This is a genomic window from Kaistia sp. UC242_56, from assembly GCF_044452255.1.
In the GTDB taxonomy this organism is placed as follows: Bacteria; Pseudomonadota; Alphaproteobacteria; order Rhizobiales; family Kaistiaceae; genus Kaistia; species Kaistia defluvii_A.
The window spans coordinates 1-17,500 of record NZ_JBIOAN010000002.1; the positions used below are offsets into that span (position 1 = coordinate 1).

The following is a 17,500-nucleotide window of genomic DNA, read 5'->3' on the forward strand; positions in this document are numbered from 1 at the left end:
ACCCAAATCCGAACCTTCCGAAACACATCCCGAAAGACGAAGCGCAACCTGTGGACAAGGCACGGGCACAGACGCGGGAAACCGCGGGATCCCGCCGGGTACAGCTAAGCGACTGAAAAGATTAACGTTCGTTAAGAGTTGATGCGGCGCGGAGCCCGCGACCGTGTCGGCCGCCGAAGTTCGTCGTTCGCAAGCTAGGACCGGAACGCGTTCTTTGCGCCGTGCGGCAGCGCGGCCGGCGAGAGGAGAGAGAGAGAGAGAGAGAAGCGGCCAAAAACGGCCGCTTCGGGCTTTGGCGACGATTCGTTCAGGCAGGGCGCCAATCGAGGAGCGGCCGCGCCAGCGCCACCGCCTCGGGCGAGCCCGCCACGTAGTCGAACTTCTGCATCAAATCGGAGACGCTCCAGTCGATCGTCGACACGCCGCCCAGCCGCTCGATCACCGGCAGGGCGGCCATCACATCCCAGCTCCGCACCCCAAAGCCGAGGCAGGCATCCACCTGCCCCGCCACCAGCATCAGAAAGGCAGCGGTCGTCGAGCCGCAATGGCGATAGGTCATCTTGAGATCGCCGACGATCCCCCGGATCGCGGCAAGTTCCTTGTCGAGCGGCGTATCCGTGCTGAACCCGACCGCGATCACGCCACGGCTGCGATCGAGCCGCGGCAAAGGCGGCAGGGGCTGGCCGTTCAACAGCACCTCGACATCGCGCCCCCCGGATAGCGTCTCCCCCCTTGCCGGGGCATGGATCACGCCGAAAACCGGCGCGCCATTCTCGAACAGGCCGATCGAAACCGCCCAGGGGTCCATGCCGCGAACGAAGTTGAACGTGCCGTCGATCGGATCGAGCACCCATTGCCGGGGCGCATCCGGGCGGAGGACCGAACCTTCCTCGCCGCAAATGCCGTCCTCCGGGAACAGGCGCTGCAGCTCGGCGAACAGATATGCCTCGACCTCGCGATCGGCCTGGGTGACGAGATCGAGATGGCCCTTCTCCTCGACGCCCGGCTCAGCCCCGGCGCCACGAAAATAAGAGAGCCCGATCCGTCCCGCCGCCTCGGCCAGCTCAATCAATTGGTCCCGCATCGTCGCCTTGGCTCCCGCGTTTAATTCGATAGACAAATGTCACCACGATTTGACATATGTCAATGAGCCGGTAGGATTGCTTTGCCGGGAGGAGATCCGGCACGCCGGCCCTTTGCCGGCTCATTGGTCTGGGAGGACGAGATGACATCGGCAATCTGGAAGAAGGCGGTCGCCGCGGCGGGCGTGGCGTTCCTTGCGAGCACGGCAGGCGCGATGGCCGCCAGTGGCGAGCCCGAAAAGGAACTGGTCGTCTACGCGTCCCATCCTTCCGAAATGGTGGACTATTTCACCCAGGAATTCGGCAAGAAATACGGCATCCAGGTCACGACGGTGAAGGCGGGCACGGGCGAACTGCTCAACCGCATCCGCGCCGAAAAGGACCGGCCCGGCTCCGACGTGCTCTGGGGTGGCTTCGCCGATACGGGCGCCTCGGCCCCCGAACTGTTCGAGGCCTACCAGTCTCCCGAGCTCGCCCATATCGAGCCGGCGATGATCGACAAGAAGGGCTACAACACGCCCTTCGCCGCCAGCCTGATGGTGCTGATGGCCAATCGCGAGCAGGTGAAGCCCGAGGACGCGCCGAAGAAGTGGAGCGATCTGGCCGACCCGAAATGGCAGGGCAAGATAGTCCATGCCGACCCGTCCAAGTCGAGCTCGTCGCTGGCGGCGCTCAGCACCTGGCTGATGATCTATGGCCGCGGCGACGAGGCCTGGAAGCTTGTCGAGGCGATGACGGCCAATACCAACATCGTGCTGAAATCGAGCCTCGTCTTCCAGCAGGTCGGGCGCGGCGAATATCCGATCGGCGTCACCTATGAGGAGGCGGCGTTCAACTACGTTCTCGCCGACACCGCCGACATCATCTATCCCGAGGACGGGACGCTGGCGCAGCCGGAAGGCATGTTCATCGTCAAGGGCTCGCCCAATTCGAACGCTGCCAGGCTGTTCGCCGACTATATCCTCTCCGAGGAAGCGCAGCGGAAGCTGGTCGAGCATTTCCCCGGCCGTCGCCCGACGCGCCAGGGCGTGCAGAACCATCCCCGGATGAAGCCGCTGAGCGAGATCAAGATCATCGACTATGACAGCGACTGGGCGAGCGCCGAACGCGCCGACATCCTGGCCCGGATGCAGAAGATCATCGTCAAGACCCAGTAACGCCGCGAGAGGGCGGGCCGCTCTGCCGGTCCGCCGCTGCTCTCCGATTCCAGCTCGCGCGCACCGCGCGCGGGACGCGGCCGCTCACGCAATCAGGATGCGCGAAGATGACAACCTCCGTCTCGATCGATTCCGTCACCAAGCGGTTCGGCGACTCGACCGCCGTCGACAATGTCAGCTTCGACATTGCCAAGGGCGAGTTCTTCACCCTGCTCGGCTCCAGCGGCTGCGGCAAGACCACCCTGCTGCGGATGGTGGCCGGCTTCATGCGCCAGACATCCGGCAACATCCGCTTCGGCGGCAAGATCATCGACGACGTGCCGCCGCATCAGCGCAATACCGGCATGGTGTTCCAGAACTACGCGATCTTTCCGCATCTCACCGTCTTCGACAACGTCGCCTACGGGCTGCGCGCCCGGCGGCGCGGCAAGGCCGAGATCGATCGCGAGGTGAAGCGCATGCTCGAGCTAGTACGGCTCGACCATCTCGCCCATCGACGGCCGCGCGAACTCTCGGGCGGCCAGCAGCAGCGCGTCGTGCTGGCGCGCGCCATGGTCATCCAGCCGGACGTCCTGCTGATGGACGAGCCGCTCTCCAATCTCGACACCGAAATGCGCATCCATCTCCGGAGCGAGATCCGCAGCCTGCAGCGCCAGATCGGCATCACCACCATCTATGTGACGCATGACCAGGAGGAGGCCCTGCTGATGTCGGACCGGATCGCGGTGATGAGCCGGGGCCGGATCGAGCAGCTCGACGTGCCGCACAAGATCTATGCCGAGCCGAAGACGCTGTTCGTCGCCGGCTTCATCGGCGAGAACAATCTGCTGCCGGGAACGGTCATCGCCCGCGACGCCGATGGCAGCAGCCTGATCGAGCTTCCCGGCGGCCACCGCGTGCGCGGCATGGGCGGCGTCGACGCGGCCGGCCAGCCATGCCTGGTCTCGATCCGGCCGCAGGACATCGATCTAGCCCCCTCCGACGGCGCGCGGGAGACCGGCATCGGCGGCAGGGTCACCGATATCCAGTTCCTGGGCGGCACGGTGAAGCTGCTGGTCGAGATCGGCGCCGACAAGCCGATCACCGTCTCGCTGCAGGGGCGGCGCGGCATGGACATGCCGGAGGCCGGCAGCCAGCTGCACCTCGATGTGCCGCTCCAGGCGGTTCGTACCTTCAAGCCCGAGGCACGCGCATGACGACGCTGTCGACCTCGCCAAACGCGCCCGGCAGGATGCAGGCCGCGATCGGCCGGCTATTCGATTTCTGGCCGCTCGTCACCCTGGGCGCCCTCGTCATCACGACACTGCTGCTGCTTTTGCCGGTCTACAACATCATCGGGCTCAGCTTTTCCGGCACGGAGGCGGGGAAGAGCGTCTTCGAGAATTACGCCATGTTCTTCTCCGAGCCGTATTATTACCGCTCGCTGATCAACTCGTTCATCGTCAGCCTGAGCGCGACCGCGCTGGCGCTTCTGGTCGGCATTCCCGCCGCCTATTTCGTCAGCCGATACAACATCTGGGCGCGCAGCCTGATCAAGACGATCGTCGTGCTGACCTTCGTCTCGCCGCCCTTCATCGGCTCTTACTCCTGGGTGATCCTGCTTGGCCGCAGCGGCGTGCTGACCCGGTTCTTCGGCGAGTACGGCATTCCGCTGCCGTCGATCTATGGCGCCCCCGGCATCATCTTCGTCTTCACGCTGCAGTTTTTCCCGTTCGTCTTCCTGCTGGTTTCCTCCGGCCTCAAGTCGATCGACCAGAGCGTCGAGGACGCGGCGCGCAATCTCGGCTCCGGCGAGTTCTCCACCTTCGTCAAGGTGATCGCGCCCCTCCTCCTGCCGTCGATCACCACGGCGGGCCTGCTCGTCTTCGTGGCGGCCTTCACCGATCTCGGCACGCCGCTGATCCTCGGCGAGAAATTCCGCGTCCTGCCGCTGCTGATCTATGGCGAGTTCGTCAATGATTTCGGCGGCCAGCCGGTGCTGGCGAGCACGCTTTCGGTGCTGCTGCTCGCGGTGACGACGGGCGCGCTGCTGCTGCAGCGCTGGCTGTCAGCGCGCTTTTCACACGCGACCTCCGCGATCCGCCCGCTCACCATGCAGGAGCCGACGCCGGCGAAGCGCCTCGCGGCCGCCGCCTATGTCTACAGCCTGATGGCGATCGCCATCCTGCCGCTCGTGAACATCGTCGTCTCCTCCTTCCTGAAGGCGAACGGGCCGGTGCTGACGGCGCAGCTCAGCCTCGAAAACTACCGCCGCATAGCGGGCACGATCTCGCGCCCGCTATGGAACACGATCCTGTTCACCAGCACGGCGACGCTCGCTTGCGCCGTGGTCGGCACGCTCATCGCCTATATCATCGTCCGGCGGCCGGGTCGGATCGGCGCGCTGCTCGACACCATCGTGATGTTTTCCTATGCGGTGCCCGGCATCGTGCTCGGCGTCGGCCTGGTGGTGACCTACCATCATCCGCCCTTCGCGCTGACAGGCACGGCGCTGATCCTGATCATGGCCTATTTCATTCGCCGCCTGCCCTTCTCGGTGCGCTCCTCCGCCAGCTCGCTGCAGCAATTGTCGCGCGATACCGAGGAAGCGTCGGTCAATCTCGGCGCCGGGCCGGCAATGACCTTCGTCAAGGTGACAGTGCCGCTGCTCTCGATGGCGATTCTTTCCGGCGTGCTGCTGACCTGGTCGAACACGATCCGCGAATTGAGCGCCACGCTGATCCTTCAATCGGGCTCGACCGCGACCGTCAGCATCGAGATCTTCAACGAGGTGGTGAACGGCAATTTCGGCGTCGCCTCGGCGCTGGGCAGCGTCCTCATCCTGCTGACCTTCCTGCCGCTTCTTGTTCTCTTCACATTCATGGGGAAGAACGAGGAGGCCCTGGTTTGACCGAACCCGTCGGGCATACTCGGGCGACGAACCGCGCTGAAGGAAGCCAGCCTTGCCACCGAAAAAGACGCAGCCGACCGGGCGCACGCCGCGGCTTCCGGACGATCTGATCCTCGAGGCGGCCTGGCTCTATTATTACGAAGACCGCAACCAGAGCGAGATCGCCGAAACGCTCGGCGTCTCGCGCAGTTCGATCGTCGGCTATCTGCAGCAGGCGCGCGAGCGGGGCATCGTCGAGGTGCGGCTCGACCCCAAGAGCTTTGCCCGCCACCGCTATGCCCGCACGCTCCAGGAGCGCTACGGCCTGGCGGATGTGCAGATCGCACCGGGCGACACGTTCTCGCTCGAGCGGGCAGCCCTTCTCGCGGCGCGCTGCCTGCCCGACCTGCTGGAGCCCGGCGATACGCTCGGCGTGGCCTGGGGCCAGACCGTCTTCACGCTGTCGGAACATGTCACGAGGCGGGCCGTCCCCGAGCTGACGGTGGTGCAGATGGTCGGCGCGGTGAATTCGCCCTATGGCTTCGATTCCGAAAGCTGCGCCTCGCGCATCGCCGCTGCCTTTGGCGGCCGGTGCGTCAACCTGCACGTGCCGGCCATCGTTTCCAGCGCGGCGATGGCGGAAGCCTTGCAGCGCGAAAGCGTCATCGCCGCCCAGCTTTGCGAGCTCGACCACATCAACAAGGCGCTGTTCGCGGTCGGATCCTGCGAGATCGACAGCCATATCGTGACCAGCGGGATCGCCGGTCCCGAGGATCTGGCCGACTATCAGGCGCGCGGCGCGGTCGGCCTGATCTGCAGCCGCTTCATCGACAAGGCGGGCAACCATCTGCCCGGCCGCCTGGACGAGCGGATGATCGGCCTGACGCCGGACAAGATCCGGGGGCTTTCGACCGGCATCCTGGTTTCCAGCGGCGCCGAAAAGATCGTCGGCATGGCGGCCGCGCTGCAAGGTGGCTATGCCACCCACCTCTTCACGGATCTGCCGACGGCCGCCGGCATCGTCGAGCTTGGAAACGCCGCGACCGGCTAGCCCCTTCGATCGTCTTCACGCCCTGCGGAAAAGGCAGAGAGGGCGCCCCGCCGATCAGGACGCGGCCAGCGCCTTTTCGATCTCCGGCATCAGCACGGAGGACAGGCTCTCATCGCTGAGCGGGCCGACGAACTTGAAGCGGATCTTGCCGTCGCGGCCGACCAGGAAGGTCTCGGGCACGCCATAGACGCCCCAGTCGATGGAACTGCGACCCTTTTCGTCGACGCCGACGGCGGCATAGGGATTGCCCATCTGGCCAAGGAAGCCGCGCGCATTGGCCGGCTTGTCCTTGTAGTTGATGCCGACAAGGTTGATCCGGCCGTCGGCGGCCAGCCTTTCGAGGATCGGATGTTCCTCGCGGCACGGCACGCACCACGACGCCCAGATATTCACCAGCGTGACCTTGCCGGCGAGATCGGCGGTATCGATGCCGGGACGGTCAAGTCCTTCCAGCGGCGGCAGGACGGTGGCCGGCGCGGCGCGACCGATCAGCGCCGAGGGGATCAGCGACGGGTCACCGCCCTGCTCCAGCCGGATGACGAAGATCACGGCAAGCGCCGCAAAGGCGGCGATCGGCGCGGCAATGGCAAGCCGTCGTCCGAGCGAGCGCGCGGGCTTCACCTCGGTTGCGGTCATGACGAGGCTTTGGCGTTCGCGGTGGCGGCCTTGCGAGCGGAGCGCCGACGGATGCCGCGCGCCTCGAGATCCCGCATCTGCCGGCGCAGCAACACGCCATCGGCCAGGATCCAGCCCAGCACGGCGAGCACGATGATCACGCTGGCCGCATAGGCCGCGAGGATGAAGCCGGAATGCGGCCCGAGGGATTCGATCATGCCGCGGCTCCCACCGGACTTGCCGCAGCGACGAGGCGCAGCGCCCGGATGCGCCGGCGCAGGATCTCATTGCGCATCGCCATCAGGCTGAGGCTGAGGAAAAGCAGCGTCGCGCCGACGGCCGAGATCAGTAGCGGATAGAGCATGCTCGGATCGATCGTCGATCCGCTCATCCGGAACACGCTGGCCGGCTGGTGCAGCGTGTTCCACCAATCGACGGAAAACTTGATGATCGGCAGATTGACCGAGCCGACGAGGATCAGCACGGCGGCGACGCGGCCGCCCTTGATCGGATCCTCGATGGCGTTCCAGAGCGCGATCAGGCCGAGATACATCAGGAACAGGATCAGCACCGAGGTCATGCGGGCATCCCACTCCCACCAGGTGCCCCACATCGGCTTGCCCCAGAGCGAACCCGTTATCAGCGCCATCAGCGTGAAGGCGGCGCCGACCGGCGCGGTCGCCTTCGCCGCGACATCAGCAAGCGGATGGCGCCAGATCAACGTGCCCAGTGCGGCAGCCGCCATCATGCCGTAGCCGAACATGGCGAGCCAGGCGGCCGGAACATGGATGAAAATGATGCGGTAGGTCTCACCCTGCAGATTGTCGGCGGGCGCGACAAACAGGCCCACATAGAGACCCGTGCCAAGCACGAGCACCGTCGCGCCCCAAAGCCAGGGCAGGAGGCGATCGGTCAGCGACATGAAGCGCGTCGGATTGGCGAGATCGATGATGGCCATGCCGATGTCATAGGGTCGCCGGGCCGTTTTCGCAACGCGACCGATTGGGCCGCAGCGATTTCTTGCTACGCGGATGCCGGCTCAGGCGATCGCACAAGAAGCCGGCGCCGAAAAAAGAACGCCCGCATCGGTGAGGATGCGGGCGCAGTTGGGCGTTCGGGAGGAAGCCAGACTCAGGCGTTGCTGGCCGGCGTCGCCTTGGTGGTGATGACGTTGAACGAGGCCGGCTTCAGGCGGACCGTCATCCGCTCGCCGTTGATCGTCACGTCCTTGTTGGCCTTCGGCGCGACGGTGTTCGGCGCTTCCTTGGTGTTGACGGCCTTGAGGTTCGAATGATGCAGCTCGGTCGCGTGCACCAGCTCGCGATCGGCGCCGAGGCCGCGCAGTTCGACCTCGACTTCCATCGAATCCGTCAGGCTGCGGTTGAGCGCGATCACCGTCGTCGTGCCATCGGCGGGGTTGTCGATGACGGTCGCATAGAGATACGGGATCTCCGGGAAGGTCTTGGCGCTGTAGGAATCCGATTCCGCGACGCTGCGCAGGACGCGGCCATGGCCGTGCTTCGAGGCGAGCGCGAAGGGATGGAAGATCGTCTGGCGCCAGGCGTCACCGCCGGTCTCGGTCATGATCGGGCCGATGACGTTCACCAGCTGCGCCAGGCAGGCCACCTTGACGCGGTCGGCATTGTTGAGCATCGCGATCAGGGCGCCGCCGACGATCAGTGCGTCCTCGGTGTTGTAGACTTCCTCGATCAGCGGCGGAGCTTCCGGCCAGCCGGGAACGCGCATGTTCTCGATCTTGTGCGTCTTGTACCAGACGTTCCATTCGTCGAGCGACAGCATGATCTTCTTGTGCGAGCGACGCTTGGCGCCGACCGCGTCGCAGATCGCCGCGACTTCCTTGATGAACGCATCGAGCAGCTCAATGACGCCGAAATATTCGGCGGCGGAATCCGCATGGTTGTTGAAGTAGGTGTGCAGCGAGATGAAGTCGACCTCGTCATAGCAATGATCGAGGACCTGGTATTCCCAGGAGCCATAGGTCGGCATGTTGCGGTGCGACGAGCCGCAGGCGGCGAGCTGGATGGTCGGGTCGACCCAGCGCATCACTTTGGCGGTCTCAAGCGCGACGCGGCCATATTCTTCCGCGGTCTTGTGGCAGATCTGCCAGGGACCATCCATCTCGTTGCCGAGGCACCAGAACTTGATGTCGTGCGGCTTCTCGTAGCCATGCTCCTTGCGGAGGTCCGACAGCGCCGAGCCGCCTTCATGGTTGCAATATTCGAGGAACTGGCGCGCCTCGTCGGCGCCCTTGGTGCCGAGATTGACGCCGAACATCGGCTCGATATTAGCCTTCTTCGACCACTTCATGAATTCGTTGGTGCCGAACTGGTTCGTCTCGGTCGAGAACCAGGCGAGGTCGCGGCGGACGGGGCGCTTGTCGGCCGGGCCGACGCCGTCTTCCCAATTGTAGCCGGACAGGAAATTGCCGCCGGGATAGCGGATGATCGTCGTGCCGAGCTCGCGGGTAAGCTCCAGCACGTCGCCGCGGAAACCGTCCTCGTCGGCGGTGGCATGGCCCGGCTCGTAGATGCCGCCATAGACGCAGCGGCCCATATGCTCGACGAAAGTGCCGAAGATGCGTCGGTCGAGTTCGGATACGACGAAGTCGCGGTCAACGATAAGTTTGGCGTTCAACATGGGATGGAAGCTCTCGGCTTGGTCGTGAAGGAAACCGCCGCGATCCCGTTCCGGGGCCCGGTCGCGGCGGAGGTTGAAGGGTCCGGCATCAACCCTTGATGCCGGCGGAAAGCATGATCGCCTGGGTCACGCGCCTCTGGAAAACCAGGTAGGCGATGGCGACGGGCAGCGCGGCGAGCACGGCGGCGGCAAGGTTTCGGGCGTATTGGACGCCGAAGTTTTCCTTCACCATCGTGATGCCGACCGTGACCGTCATCGTGTCATCCGCGGTCGAGACGAGGAACGGCCAGAGAAAGGCGTTCCAGGCGCCGATGAAGGTGATGATCGCCAGCGCGGTCGTGACGCCCCAGTTCATCGGCAGGTAGATGCGGAAGAAGATGTCGAACTCGTTGGCGCCATCCACGCGCGCGGCCTCGCGAAAATCCTTCGGCACGCTGTCGAAGAACTGCTTGTAGACGATGACGACGACGGGAACGATCAGCTGCGGCAGGACGATGCCGAGCCACGAATTGATCAGGCCGAGCTGGCTCATCAGCACGAAATGCGTGACGATCAGGGCCTGGATCGGCACCATGAAGCTCGCCAGCACGGTGAACCACAGCGCCGTCCGGCCGCGGAACCTCAGCTGCGACAGCGCATAGCCGCAGAGCGCACCCATCATGACGACAAGCAGGGTCACCGACACCGCGACGACGACGGAGTTCACGTACCACTGGCCGATCTTGGTCGTCGTCAGCACATGGGTATAGGCGCCGAGCGTCCACGTTTTCGGCAGCAGGTTGAGCCCCGGCTGCGCCACCTCGAATTCGGGCTTCAACGTCGTAATGACCGCCCAGTAAAGAGGGAACGCCCAGACGATGGCGATGGCGAGCGTGATCAGCGTGATCAGGCGTCCGGCGAAATCGATCTTGAGAAGATTCATCGCGGTCTCGCCCTCAGAGCCTGGTACTGCAACACGGAGACCACGACGATGATCGCGAACAGGGAGAACGCAACCGTCGCACCATAGCCTCCCTTATTGAGCTGGAACGCCTGCTTGTAGATGTACTGAACCAGCACCATCGTGTTGTTGACGTTGCCGCCCAGTGTCAGCAGATAGATCTGGTCGAAGATCTTGAGCTGCAGGATCAGCTGGATCGTCAGCACGAGGGCGGTCACGGGCCAGATCAGGGGCCAGGTGATGTAGCGGAACTGCTTCCAGCGTTTGGCGCCATCAAGAGCCGAAGCGTCATACATGTCCTGCGAAATGTTGCGCAGTCCGGCGATGAACAGCAGCACGTTGAAACCGATCGTCCACCAGATCGTCACGAAGGCCATCATCGGCATGGCCCAGATCTTGTTGCGGAAGACCGCAACCCGCTCGCCATAGAAGGCGTCGAGCGCGTGCTGAGCAATGCCGAACTGGTAGTCCATCATCCATTCCCAGATGCGGTACACGACCGAGACCGGGAGGATGTAGGGAAGAAAGAACGCCGCCAGGATGAAGCTCTGGACATAGCCCTTCTGCCGATTGACCATCATCGCGAAGACAAGGCCGAGCAGCGTGTTCGGAATAACCGTCAGCAGAACGAAATAGCCCGTATTCCAGACGGCGCTGAGATAGGCCTTGTCGTTGAAGAGCCTCTGATAGTTCTTGAAGCCGATCCATTTCCCGGCGCCGATCAGCGGCGCGTCGGTGAAGGTGAGGATCACCATCCGAACGGTCGGGTAAAGGAACAGGACGAGATAGGCGATGACGAAGGGGGCGACAAAGGCCGCCGCGACCCAGTTATCGCGTGATTTGGTGTGCATGGGAGGCTTCCAGGCTTCAAGGCGGGTGACCCGGCCGGCGAACCGGCCGGGTCGTGAAGCGTCGATAATTCAGGACTAGTCCTGAAGTCCCTGCAGTTCGTCACGCAGGCCTTCGGCGCCCGCCTGGGCATCCATGTCGCCATTCACCACCGTGGTGATGTTGTTGGCGGAGGCCTCATAGACCGGCGAGGCAACGCCAGCGAGCTTGCTGGTCGGATCGAACACGGCGGTGGCGGCCAGCGTCGAATAGGTCGCGTTCGGCTCCATCGTCTTGAACGCCTCGGTCTGGGTCACCGGGACATAGGCCGGGATGTGACCGGCATTCGCCCAGCTGATCGAGTGCTCGTTCATCCACTTGATCGCGGTCAGGACAGCCTTCAGCTTTTCCGGCGAGATTTCCTTGCCCTTACGGTCCGGAATGGCGAAAGCGTGTGAGTCCGCCCAGGTCGCGGGCTTGTCGAACAGGGTCGGGATCTGGACCGCGCCCCACTCGAAGCCGAGCTTGCCCTGCTTGGCGAGGTCGGCCATCGTCGGGACTTCCCAGACGCCGTTCATCAGGGTCGCGGCCTTGCCGGACGTGAAGAGGGCGATCGACGGATTGTAGTCGGTCTGCTTCGGCACGACGCCGTCGGAGACCCACTTGGCCATCGCGCCGGCCGCCTTGGCTGCCTTGTCGACATTGTCGCCGTCGAGGAATTTGCCGTCCTTGAAGAACTCGCCGCCCTGCTGATTGAAGAGCGAATAGAAGACGCGCCAGACACCGCCGTCGCCGGCCGTCTGGAAGGACATGCCGTAGTCATAGCCAGCATCCTTGAGCTTCTTCAGCGCGGCGTCGAAGTTCTCGATGCCATCCAAGCCCTTCGGCTTGCCGTCCTCGCCCAGGAGGTCGGCCTTCTTCAGCGCGTCCTTGTTGTAGAACAGCACGATCGAATGGATGTCGAACGGGATCGCATACTGCTTGCCGTCAACTTGGGCCGCCTTCCAGTTCGCCGGGGCGTAATTAGCGCCGTCAATGCCGGCCGCCTTGAGTTCGTCCGGCGTGATTTCGCGCAGTACGCCCGAATCGACGCCGAGCGGCAGGCGCGACAGGTGATAGGTCATGACGTCGGGGCCTTCGCCGACGGCAGCCGAAGTCTGGACCTTGGTGTAGAACGGAACGCCCCATTCGAGCGTCGTCGCCTGGATCTCGATGTCCGGGTTCGACTTGTTGAATTCGTCGATCAGCGACTTCATCCGGACGCCGTCGCCGCCCGACAGGAAGTCCCACCAGACAACCGTCTCCTTCGCCTGCGCGCCGACCGTCAGGGCCAGCAACGCCGCCGTGGCGAGCGCCTTCGTCATAAACTTCCGCATATCCCGATTCCTCCACTTTGCTGTCGCACTTCGGATCTCCCAACAAGACCCGTCCTCCGGCGACCATTCTTCTTGGATGTCGCCCCCAGGAGCGACCGCATTTCCTGTCCTGGCGCTGGCCGGCAATCCCGGCCCTTGCCTGCTCCGCCCGTCTCGGCGCGCGCTGCGCGATGGCCCGATTCGGGGGCGGTCCGTCCTTGCCGAAAAAGCATTCGGCGTCGGCCTCCCATACGATTTCCCGCTGAGCCCCCTCCCCAAGGTGGCCTCAATGGTATTATCATATACGTGGATCATGGTTTTGATCTCGGGGTTTGTCAATCGGCTCGTCGCCGGACGCACATCCCGAACCACCCCTCGCCCGGGATTGGCAGCGAGGACTTGGCCTAGCCGCGAAAAACCGCGTAAAGGGATGGCACTTGGCGGGAGAGGGTGTGATGCTGGAGCGCGAGCTTCTACCGGTTGGGACGATGAGCGCGCAGGTCGCCAATCATATTGGCGTCCGGATCGTCTCCGGCGAATTCGTGCCTGGAACGGCCCTGCCGATCGAGAGCGAGCTTTGCCAGACCTATGGCGTTAGCCGGACGACGATTCGCGAGGCGGTGAAGAGCCTGGCGGGCAAGCGGCTGATCGAGGTTTCACCCAAGATCGGCACCCGCGTGCTGCCTTTCGCCGAATGGAACCTGCTCGATCGCGACGTCCTGGCCTGGCGCCTGCAGGCGCAGTTCGACAACAAGATCGTCGAGGACATTTTTGAGATGCGCCTCTGCTTCGAGCCGCGCGCGTCGTTCCTGGCCGCGCGCGACGGGACGGCGGATGACCTCGCCAAGATCGAGCACTATTTTCACGAGCTGGTGGCGGCCTATGACCAGAAGCTACCGATCAAGGCGACGTCCGAATCGGCGCTCGGCTTCCATCTGGCCGTGATCAACGCGTCGCATAACGGCCTGTTCGTCACCATCGGCAGCGCGGTGAAGTCCGCGCTGCGGGTCTCGTCGGAAATGCTGCAGCAGCACGCAGCGCAGCCCAACGAGGACATCGCCCTGCATGACGCCGTGCGGACGGCGATTCTCGCGCGCCGGCCGAAGGAAGCCGCGGATGCGATGACCCGCCTGCTCGCCGCCTCACGCGAACGCATGCTGCCCCTGACCGTCGACGCCGCCTGATTTTCTGGACGAATTTGATCGTCTCGCCCTCGGCCAAGCGATCCGGACCCGTTGCAACGAATTTCGCGCGATCAGGCGCCGCTCTGCAGGGGATACCTTCGTCCGCGACGACGCGCGAACATCTCAGCGCAGGGATTTGGCTGCGCGCTTGAGAAAGACAGTCTGCCTCCACGGACGAGGTCAAGTACAGGTTCTGCCAGACCATCCGATTTACTGGCGTGCTGGCGATCCCGGCGGCTCAGCGCGGACTTGTAGCCGGAGCAAAGCAGCGTTCCTCGTAGGGCAATATTCTCCCGGCCGAGGAAGATTGTCACGAGGTTGGGTGAGCTGGCAGACCTGCGCCATATCCACCCGGACGGCCTTGCAACCGCTCATTTTCTCCCGGAGCCGGAGCTTTGGCGGAGGCGGGGCTCGAACGCACCGCCCTTTTGTCGGATTGACGGCGGTCTCCGAACTCGCGGTCGCATCAGGGGCTTAGGCGTTCTCGATCGACGACAGCGCTGGGGCGCCGGATTGCCTGGGCTTCTTGTGCACGCGGTTCTGCCGCTCGGCCTCCGCGTTGGTACTGGGACGGTTTTTCCGGCGGTCTGGTCTGGCGCTTTCGCGTCCTGGCCTCGGGCCGAGCTAGGCTTGGGAGCTATGACGCGGCCTTACCTCGGCCCCCTCGCGCTCCGCCATTTCCCTTTGCCTGTGCCCAGAACGACAAAACCCCGCCGGCTTTTGGCGCGGCGGGGTTTTGTGTGTTTGTCATCGTAGAGAGAAGATTGAGTGTCTCGAAGGGTTTGTTTTTTCTGTGCTTTGCAGGCCTGGCAGCGACCTACTCTCCCGTGTCTTAAGACAAAGTACCATTGGCGCAGAGGAGTTTAACGGCCGAGTTCGGAATGGGATCGGGTTCAGGCTCCTCGCCATGACCACCAGGCCGGCGAAGCACAGAAACTGGTTTTGTCATCGATGTTCATTGTCGGTGCTCTCTTGGAGATCACCTGGGATGAGCATGGATTAATGAGAATGATCAAGCCAATCGAGTTATTAGTACCGGTAAGCTACATGCGTTGCCGCACTTCCACACCCGGCCTATCAACGTGGTGGTCTACCACGACTCTCAAGGGAATACTCGTTTTGAGGTGGGTTTCCCGCTTAGATGCTTTCAGCGGTTATCCCGTCCGTACATAGCTACCCTGCAATGCGGCTGGCGCCACAACAGGTCCACCAGAGGTACGTCCATCCCGGTCCTCTCGTACTAAGGACAGATCCTCTCAATATTCCTACACCCACGGCAGATAGGGACCGAACTGTCTCACGACGTTCTGAACCCAACTCACGTACCACTTTAATCGGCGAACAGCCGAACCCTTGGGACCTTCTCCAGCCCCAGGATGTGATGAGTCGACATCGAGGTGCCAAACGATGCCGTCGATATGGACTCTTGGGCATCATCAGCCTGTTATCCCCAGAGTACCTTTTATCCGTTGAGCGATGGCCCGTCCACGTGGGACCACCGGATCACTATGGCCGACTTTCGTCTCTGCTCGACTTGTCAGTCTCGCAGTCAGGCGGGCTTATGCCATTGCACTCGACGACCGATTTCCGACCGGTCTGAGCCCACCATCGCGCGCCTCCGTTACACTTTGGGAGGCGACCGCCCCAGTCAAACTACCCACCATGCACGGTCCCGGATCCGGATGACGGACCGCGGTTAGACATTCATATTCACAAGGGTGGTATTTCAAGGATGGCTCCACACGAGCTAGCGCCCATGCTTCAAAGCCTACCACCTATCCTACACATGCAAACACGAATGCCAGTGCAAAGCTATAGTAAAGGTTCATGGGGTCTTTCCGTCTGACCGCGGGAACCCCGCATCTTCACGGGGAATTCAATTTCACTGAGTAGGTGCTGGAGACAGCGGGGAAGTCGTTACGCCATTCGTGCAGGTCGGAACTTACCCGACAAGGAATTTCGCTACCTTAGGACCGTTATAGTTACGGCCGCCGTTTACCGGGGCTTCGATTCAAAGCTTGCACCTCTCCTCTTAACCTTCCGGCACCGGGCAGGCGTCAGACCCTATACGTCGCCTTACGGCTTCGCAGAGCCCTGTGTTTTAGGTAAACAGTCGCTACCCCCTAGTCTGTGCCCCCTCGCCCTGGTTGCCCAAGACGAGGGCCTCCTTCTCCCGAAGTTACGGAGGCAATTTGCCGAGTTCCTTCAGCACCATTCTCTCAAGCGCCTTGGTATACTCTACCAGTCCACCTGTGTCGGTTTAGGGTACGGTCTATAAGCGGGAGCTATTTCCTGGAACACCTTCACTGCAGCACCAATCCAATAAGGCACTACAATACACGGCATTCGTCACTACCCGCAGGCTGAGGAATATTCACCTCATTCCCATCGACTACGCCTTTCGGCCTCGCCTTAGGAGCCGGCTAACCCTGCGCAGATTAGCTTTACGCAGGAACCCTTGGACTTTCGGCGACAGTGTCTCTCACACTGTTTGTCGTTACTCATGTCAGCATTCGCACTTCCGATACCTCCAGAAGCTCTCACGAGTCTTCCTTCACAGGCTTACGGAACGCTCCGCTACCACTTGATCCGAAGATCAAATCCGCAGCTTCGGCACATGGCTTGAGCCCCGTTACATTGTCGGCGCAGGAACCCTTATTTAGACCAGTGAGCTGTTACGCTTTCTTTAAATGATGGCTGCTTCTAAGCCAACATCCTGGTTGTTTTGGGATCCCCACATCCTTTCACACTTAGCCATGATTTGGGGGCCTTAGCTGGCGGTCAGGGTTGTTTCCCTTTTGACGATGGACGTTAGCACCCACCGTCTGTCTGCCAGATAGTACTCTTGGGTATTCGGAGTTTGGTTAGGTTTGGTAAGACGGTAAATCCCCCTAGCCCATCCAGTGCTCTACCCCCCAAGGTATTCATCCGACGCACTACCTAAATAGTTTTCGCGGAGAACCAGCTATTTCCGAGTTTGATTGGCCTTTCACCCCTAGCCACAAGTCATCCCCGTCTTTTTCAACAGACGTGGGTTCGGTCCTTCAGTGCGTGTTACCGCACCTTCAACCTGCTCATGGCTAGATCACCCGGTTTCGGGTCTAATCCGACGAACTGAATGCCCTATTCAGACTCGCTTTCGCTGCGCCTACGCCTATCGGCTTAAGCTTGCTCGTCAGATTAAGTCGCTGACCCATTATACAAAAGGTACGCCGTCACCCAGGACAAACCTTGGGCTCCGACTGTTTGTAGGCATCCGGTTTCAGGAACTGTTTCACTCCCCTTGTCGGGGTGCTTTTCACCTTTCCCTCACGGTACTTGTTCGCTATCGGTCGCTAAGGAGTACTTAGGCTTGGAGGGTGGTCCCCCCATGTTCAGACAGGATTTCACGTGTCCCGCCTTACTCAAGGATCCATGTTCGCATTACCCGTACGGGGCTATCACCCACTATGGCGGACCTTTCCAAGTCCTTCCGGTTGTCTCACATGAACCACTGGCCTCATCCGCGTTCGCTCGCCACTACTAGCGGAGTCTCTGTTGATGTCCTTTCCTCCGGGTACTTAGATGTTTCAGTTCCCCGGGTTCGCTTCGTACACCTATGTATTCAGTGCACGATACCCATCGCTGGGTGGGTTTCCCCATTCGGATATTTACGGATCAAAGCTTGTTCGCAGCTCCCCGTAACTTTTCGCAGCGTACCACGTCCTTCATCGCCTCTTAGCGCCAAGGCATCCACCGAATGCCCTTCTATCACTTGATCA

13 protein-coding genes and 2 rRNA genes are annotated in these 17,500 nt (G+C 62.3%); 5 read left to right on the plus strand and 10 right to left on the minus strand.

All coding sequences use genetic code 11. The annotated features are described in order from the left end of the window. Nucleotides 1-307: 307 nt before the first annotated feature. Nucleotides 308-1,084: an inositol monophosphatase family protein gene (locus ACHMWQ_RS02780; protein WP_396306323.1), complete on the minus strand. Its 777-nt coding sequence runs from the start codon at nt 1,082-1,084 to the stop codon at nt 308-310. Nucleotides 1,085-1,225: 141 nt separating this feature from the next. Between ACHMWQ_RS02780 and ACHMWQ_RS02785 the strand changes: the two genes are divergently transcribed. The 4 genes from ACHMWQ_RS02785 (at nt 1,226) to ACHMWQ_RS02800 (ending at nt 6,159) form a co-directional block, all read left to right on the plus strand. Further along, entirely contained in the window at nt 1,226-2,239 is a 1,014-nt protein-coding gene (locus ACHMWQ_RS02785) for an extracellular solute-binding protein (RefSeq protein ID WP_396306324.1), read from the plus strand. 107 nt (nt 2,240-2,346) lie between these two features. Continuing rightward, nucleotides 2,347-3,435, plus strand: a complete 1,089-nt coding sequence (locus ACHMWQ_RS02790; protein ID WP_396306325.1) for an ABC transporter ATP-binding protein — start codon at nt 2,347-2,349, stop codon at nt 3,433-3,435. Next, nucleotides 3,432-5,129, plus strand: a complete 1,698-nt coding sequence (locus ACHMWQ_RS02795) for an ABC transporter permease (protein ID WP_396306326.1) — start codon at nt 3,432-3,434, stop codon at nt 5,127-5,129. The genes ACHMWQ_RS02790 and ACHMWQ_RS02795 overlap by 4 nt, the downstream gene beginning before the upstream one ends. A gap of 52 nt (nt 5,130-5,181) precedes the next feature. Then, a complete protein-coding gene (locus tag ACHMWQ_RS02800) occupies nt 5,182-6,159 on the plus strand; it encodes a sugar-binding transcriptional regulator (protein ID WP_396306327.1) in 978 nt (325 codons plus the stop codon). 54 nt (nt 6,160-6,213) lie between these two features. On the opposite strand, the gene ACHMWQ_RS02805 is transcribed toward ACHMWQ_RS02800, so the two are convergent. The 7 genes from ACHMWQ_RS02805 to ACHMWQ_RS02835 all read right to left on the minus strand — a co-directional run bounded on the left by ACHMWQ_RS02805 (nt 6,214) and on the right by ACHMWQ_RS02835 (nt 12,576). Then, on the minus strand, nt 6,214-6,795 hold the full coding sequence (locus tag ACHMWQ_RS02805) for a DsbE family thiol:disulfide interchange protein (protein ID WP_396306328.1): 582 nt from the start codon (nt 6,793-6,795) through the stop codon (nt 6,214-6,216). Then, complete coding sequence (gene ccmD / locus ACHMWQ_RS02810; protein WP_396306329.1) at nt 6,792-6,992, minus strand: heme exporter protein CcmD; 201 nt, start codon at nt 6,990-6,992, stop codon at nt 6,792-6,794. Before ccmD ends, ACHMWQ_RS02805 begins: the two co-directional genes overlap by 4 nt. After that, nucleotides 6,989-7,732, minus strand: coding sequence for a heme ABC transporter permease (locus ACHMWQ_RS02815; protein ID WP_396306330.1), 744 nt, complete (start codon nt 7,730-7,732; stop codon nt 6,989-6,991). The genes ccmD and ACHMWQ_RS02815 overlap by 4 nt, the downstream gene beginning before the upstream one ends. 173 nt (nt 7,733-7,905) lie before the next feature. After that, nucleotides 7,906-9,429: an alpha-N-arabinofuranosidase gene (locus ACHMWQ_RS02820; protein WP_396309373.1), complete on the minus strand. Its 1,524-nt coding sequence runs from the start codon at nt 9,427-9,429 to the stop codon at nt 7,906-7,908. Nucleotides 9,430-9,520: 91 nt separating this feature from the next. Then, complete coding sequence (locus ACHMWQ_RS02825; protein ID WP_396306331.1) at nt 9,521-10,354, minus strand: carbohydrate ABC transporter permease; 834 nt, start codon at nt 10,352-10,354, stop codon at nt 9,521-9,523. Next, the gene (locus ACHMWQ_RS02830) at nt 10,351-11,223 is read right to left on the minus strand and encodes a carbohydrate ABC transporter permease (RefSeq protein ID WP_266335074.1); all 873 of its coding nucleotides are present in this window, start codon (nt 11,221-11,223) and stop codon (nt 10,351-10,353) included. The genes ACHMWQ_RS02825 and ACHMWQ_RS02830 overlap by 4 nt, the downstream gene beginning before the upstream one ends. 75 nt (nt 11,224-11,298) lie before the next feature. Further along, on the minus strand, nt 11,299-12,576 hold the full coding sequence (locus ACHMWQ_RS02835; RefSeq protein WP_396306332.1) for an extracellular solute-binding protein: 1,278 nt from the start codon (nt 12,574-12,576) through the stop codon (nt 11,299-11,301). A 434-nt stretch (nt 12,577-13,010) separates the two neighbouring features. Between ACHMWQ_RS02835 and ACHMWQ_RS02840 the strand changes: the two genes are divergently transcribed. Further along, nucleotides 13,011-13,739 carry a FadR/GntR family transcriptional regulator gene (locus ACHMWQ_RS02840; protein ID WP_396306333.1) on the plus strand — a complete coding sequence of 243 codons (729 nt, stop codon included), beginning with the start codon at nt 13,011-13,013 and terminating at the stop codon, nt 13,737-13,739. Between the two features lie 804 nt (nt 13,740-14,543). Here the strand turns inward: ACHMWQ_RS02840 and rrf are convergent. Together rrf and ACHMWQ_RS02850 are read right to left on the minus strand one after the other, a co-directional pair. Then, nucleotides 14,544-14,658: ribosomal RNA gene (rrf, locus tag ACHMWQ_RS02845) — 5S ribosomal RNA — on the minus strand. Between the two features lie 89 nt (nt 14,659-14,747). Next, a 23S ribosomal RNA gene (locus ACHMWQ_RS02850) occupies nt 14,748-17,499 on the minus strand. Nucleotide 17,500: the final 1 nt, after the last annotated feature.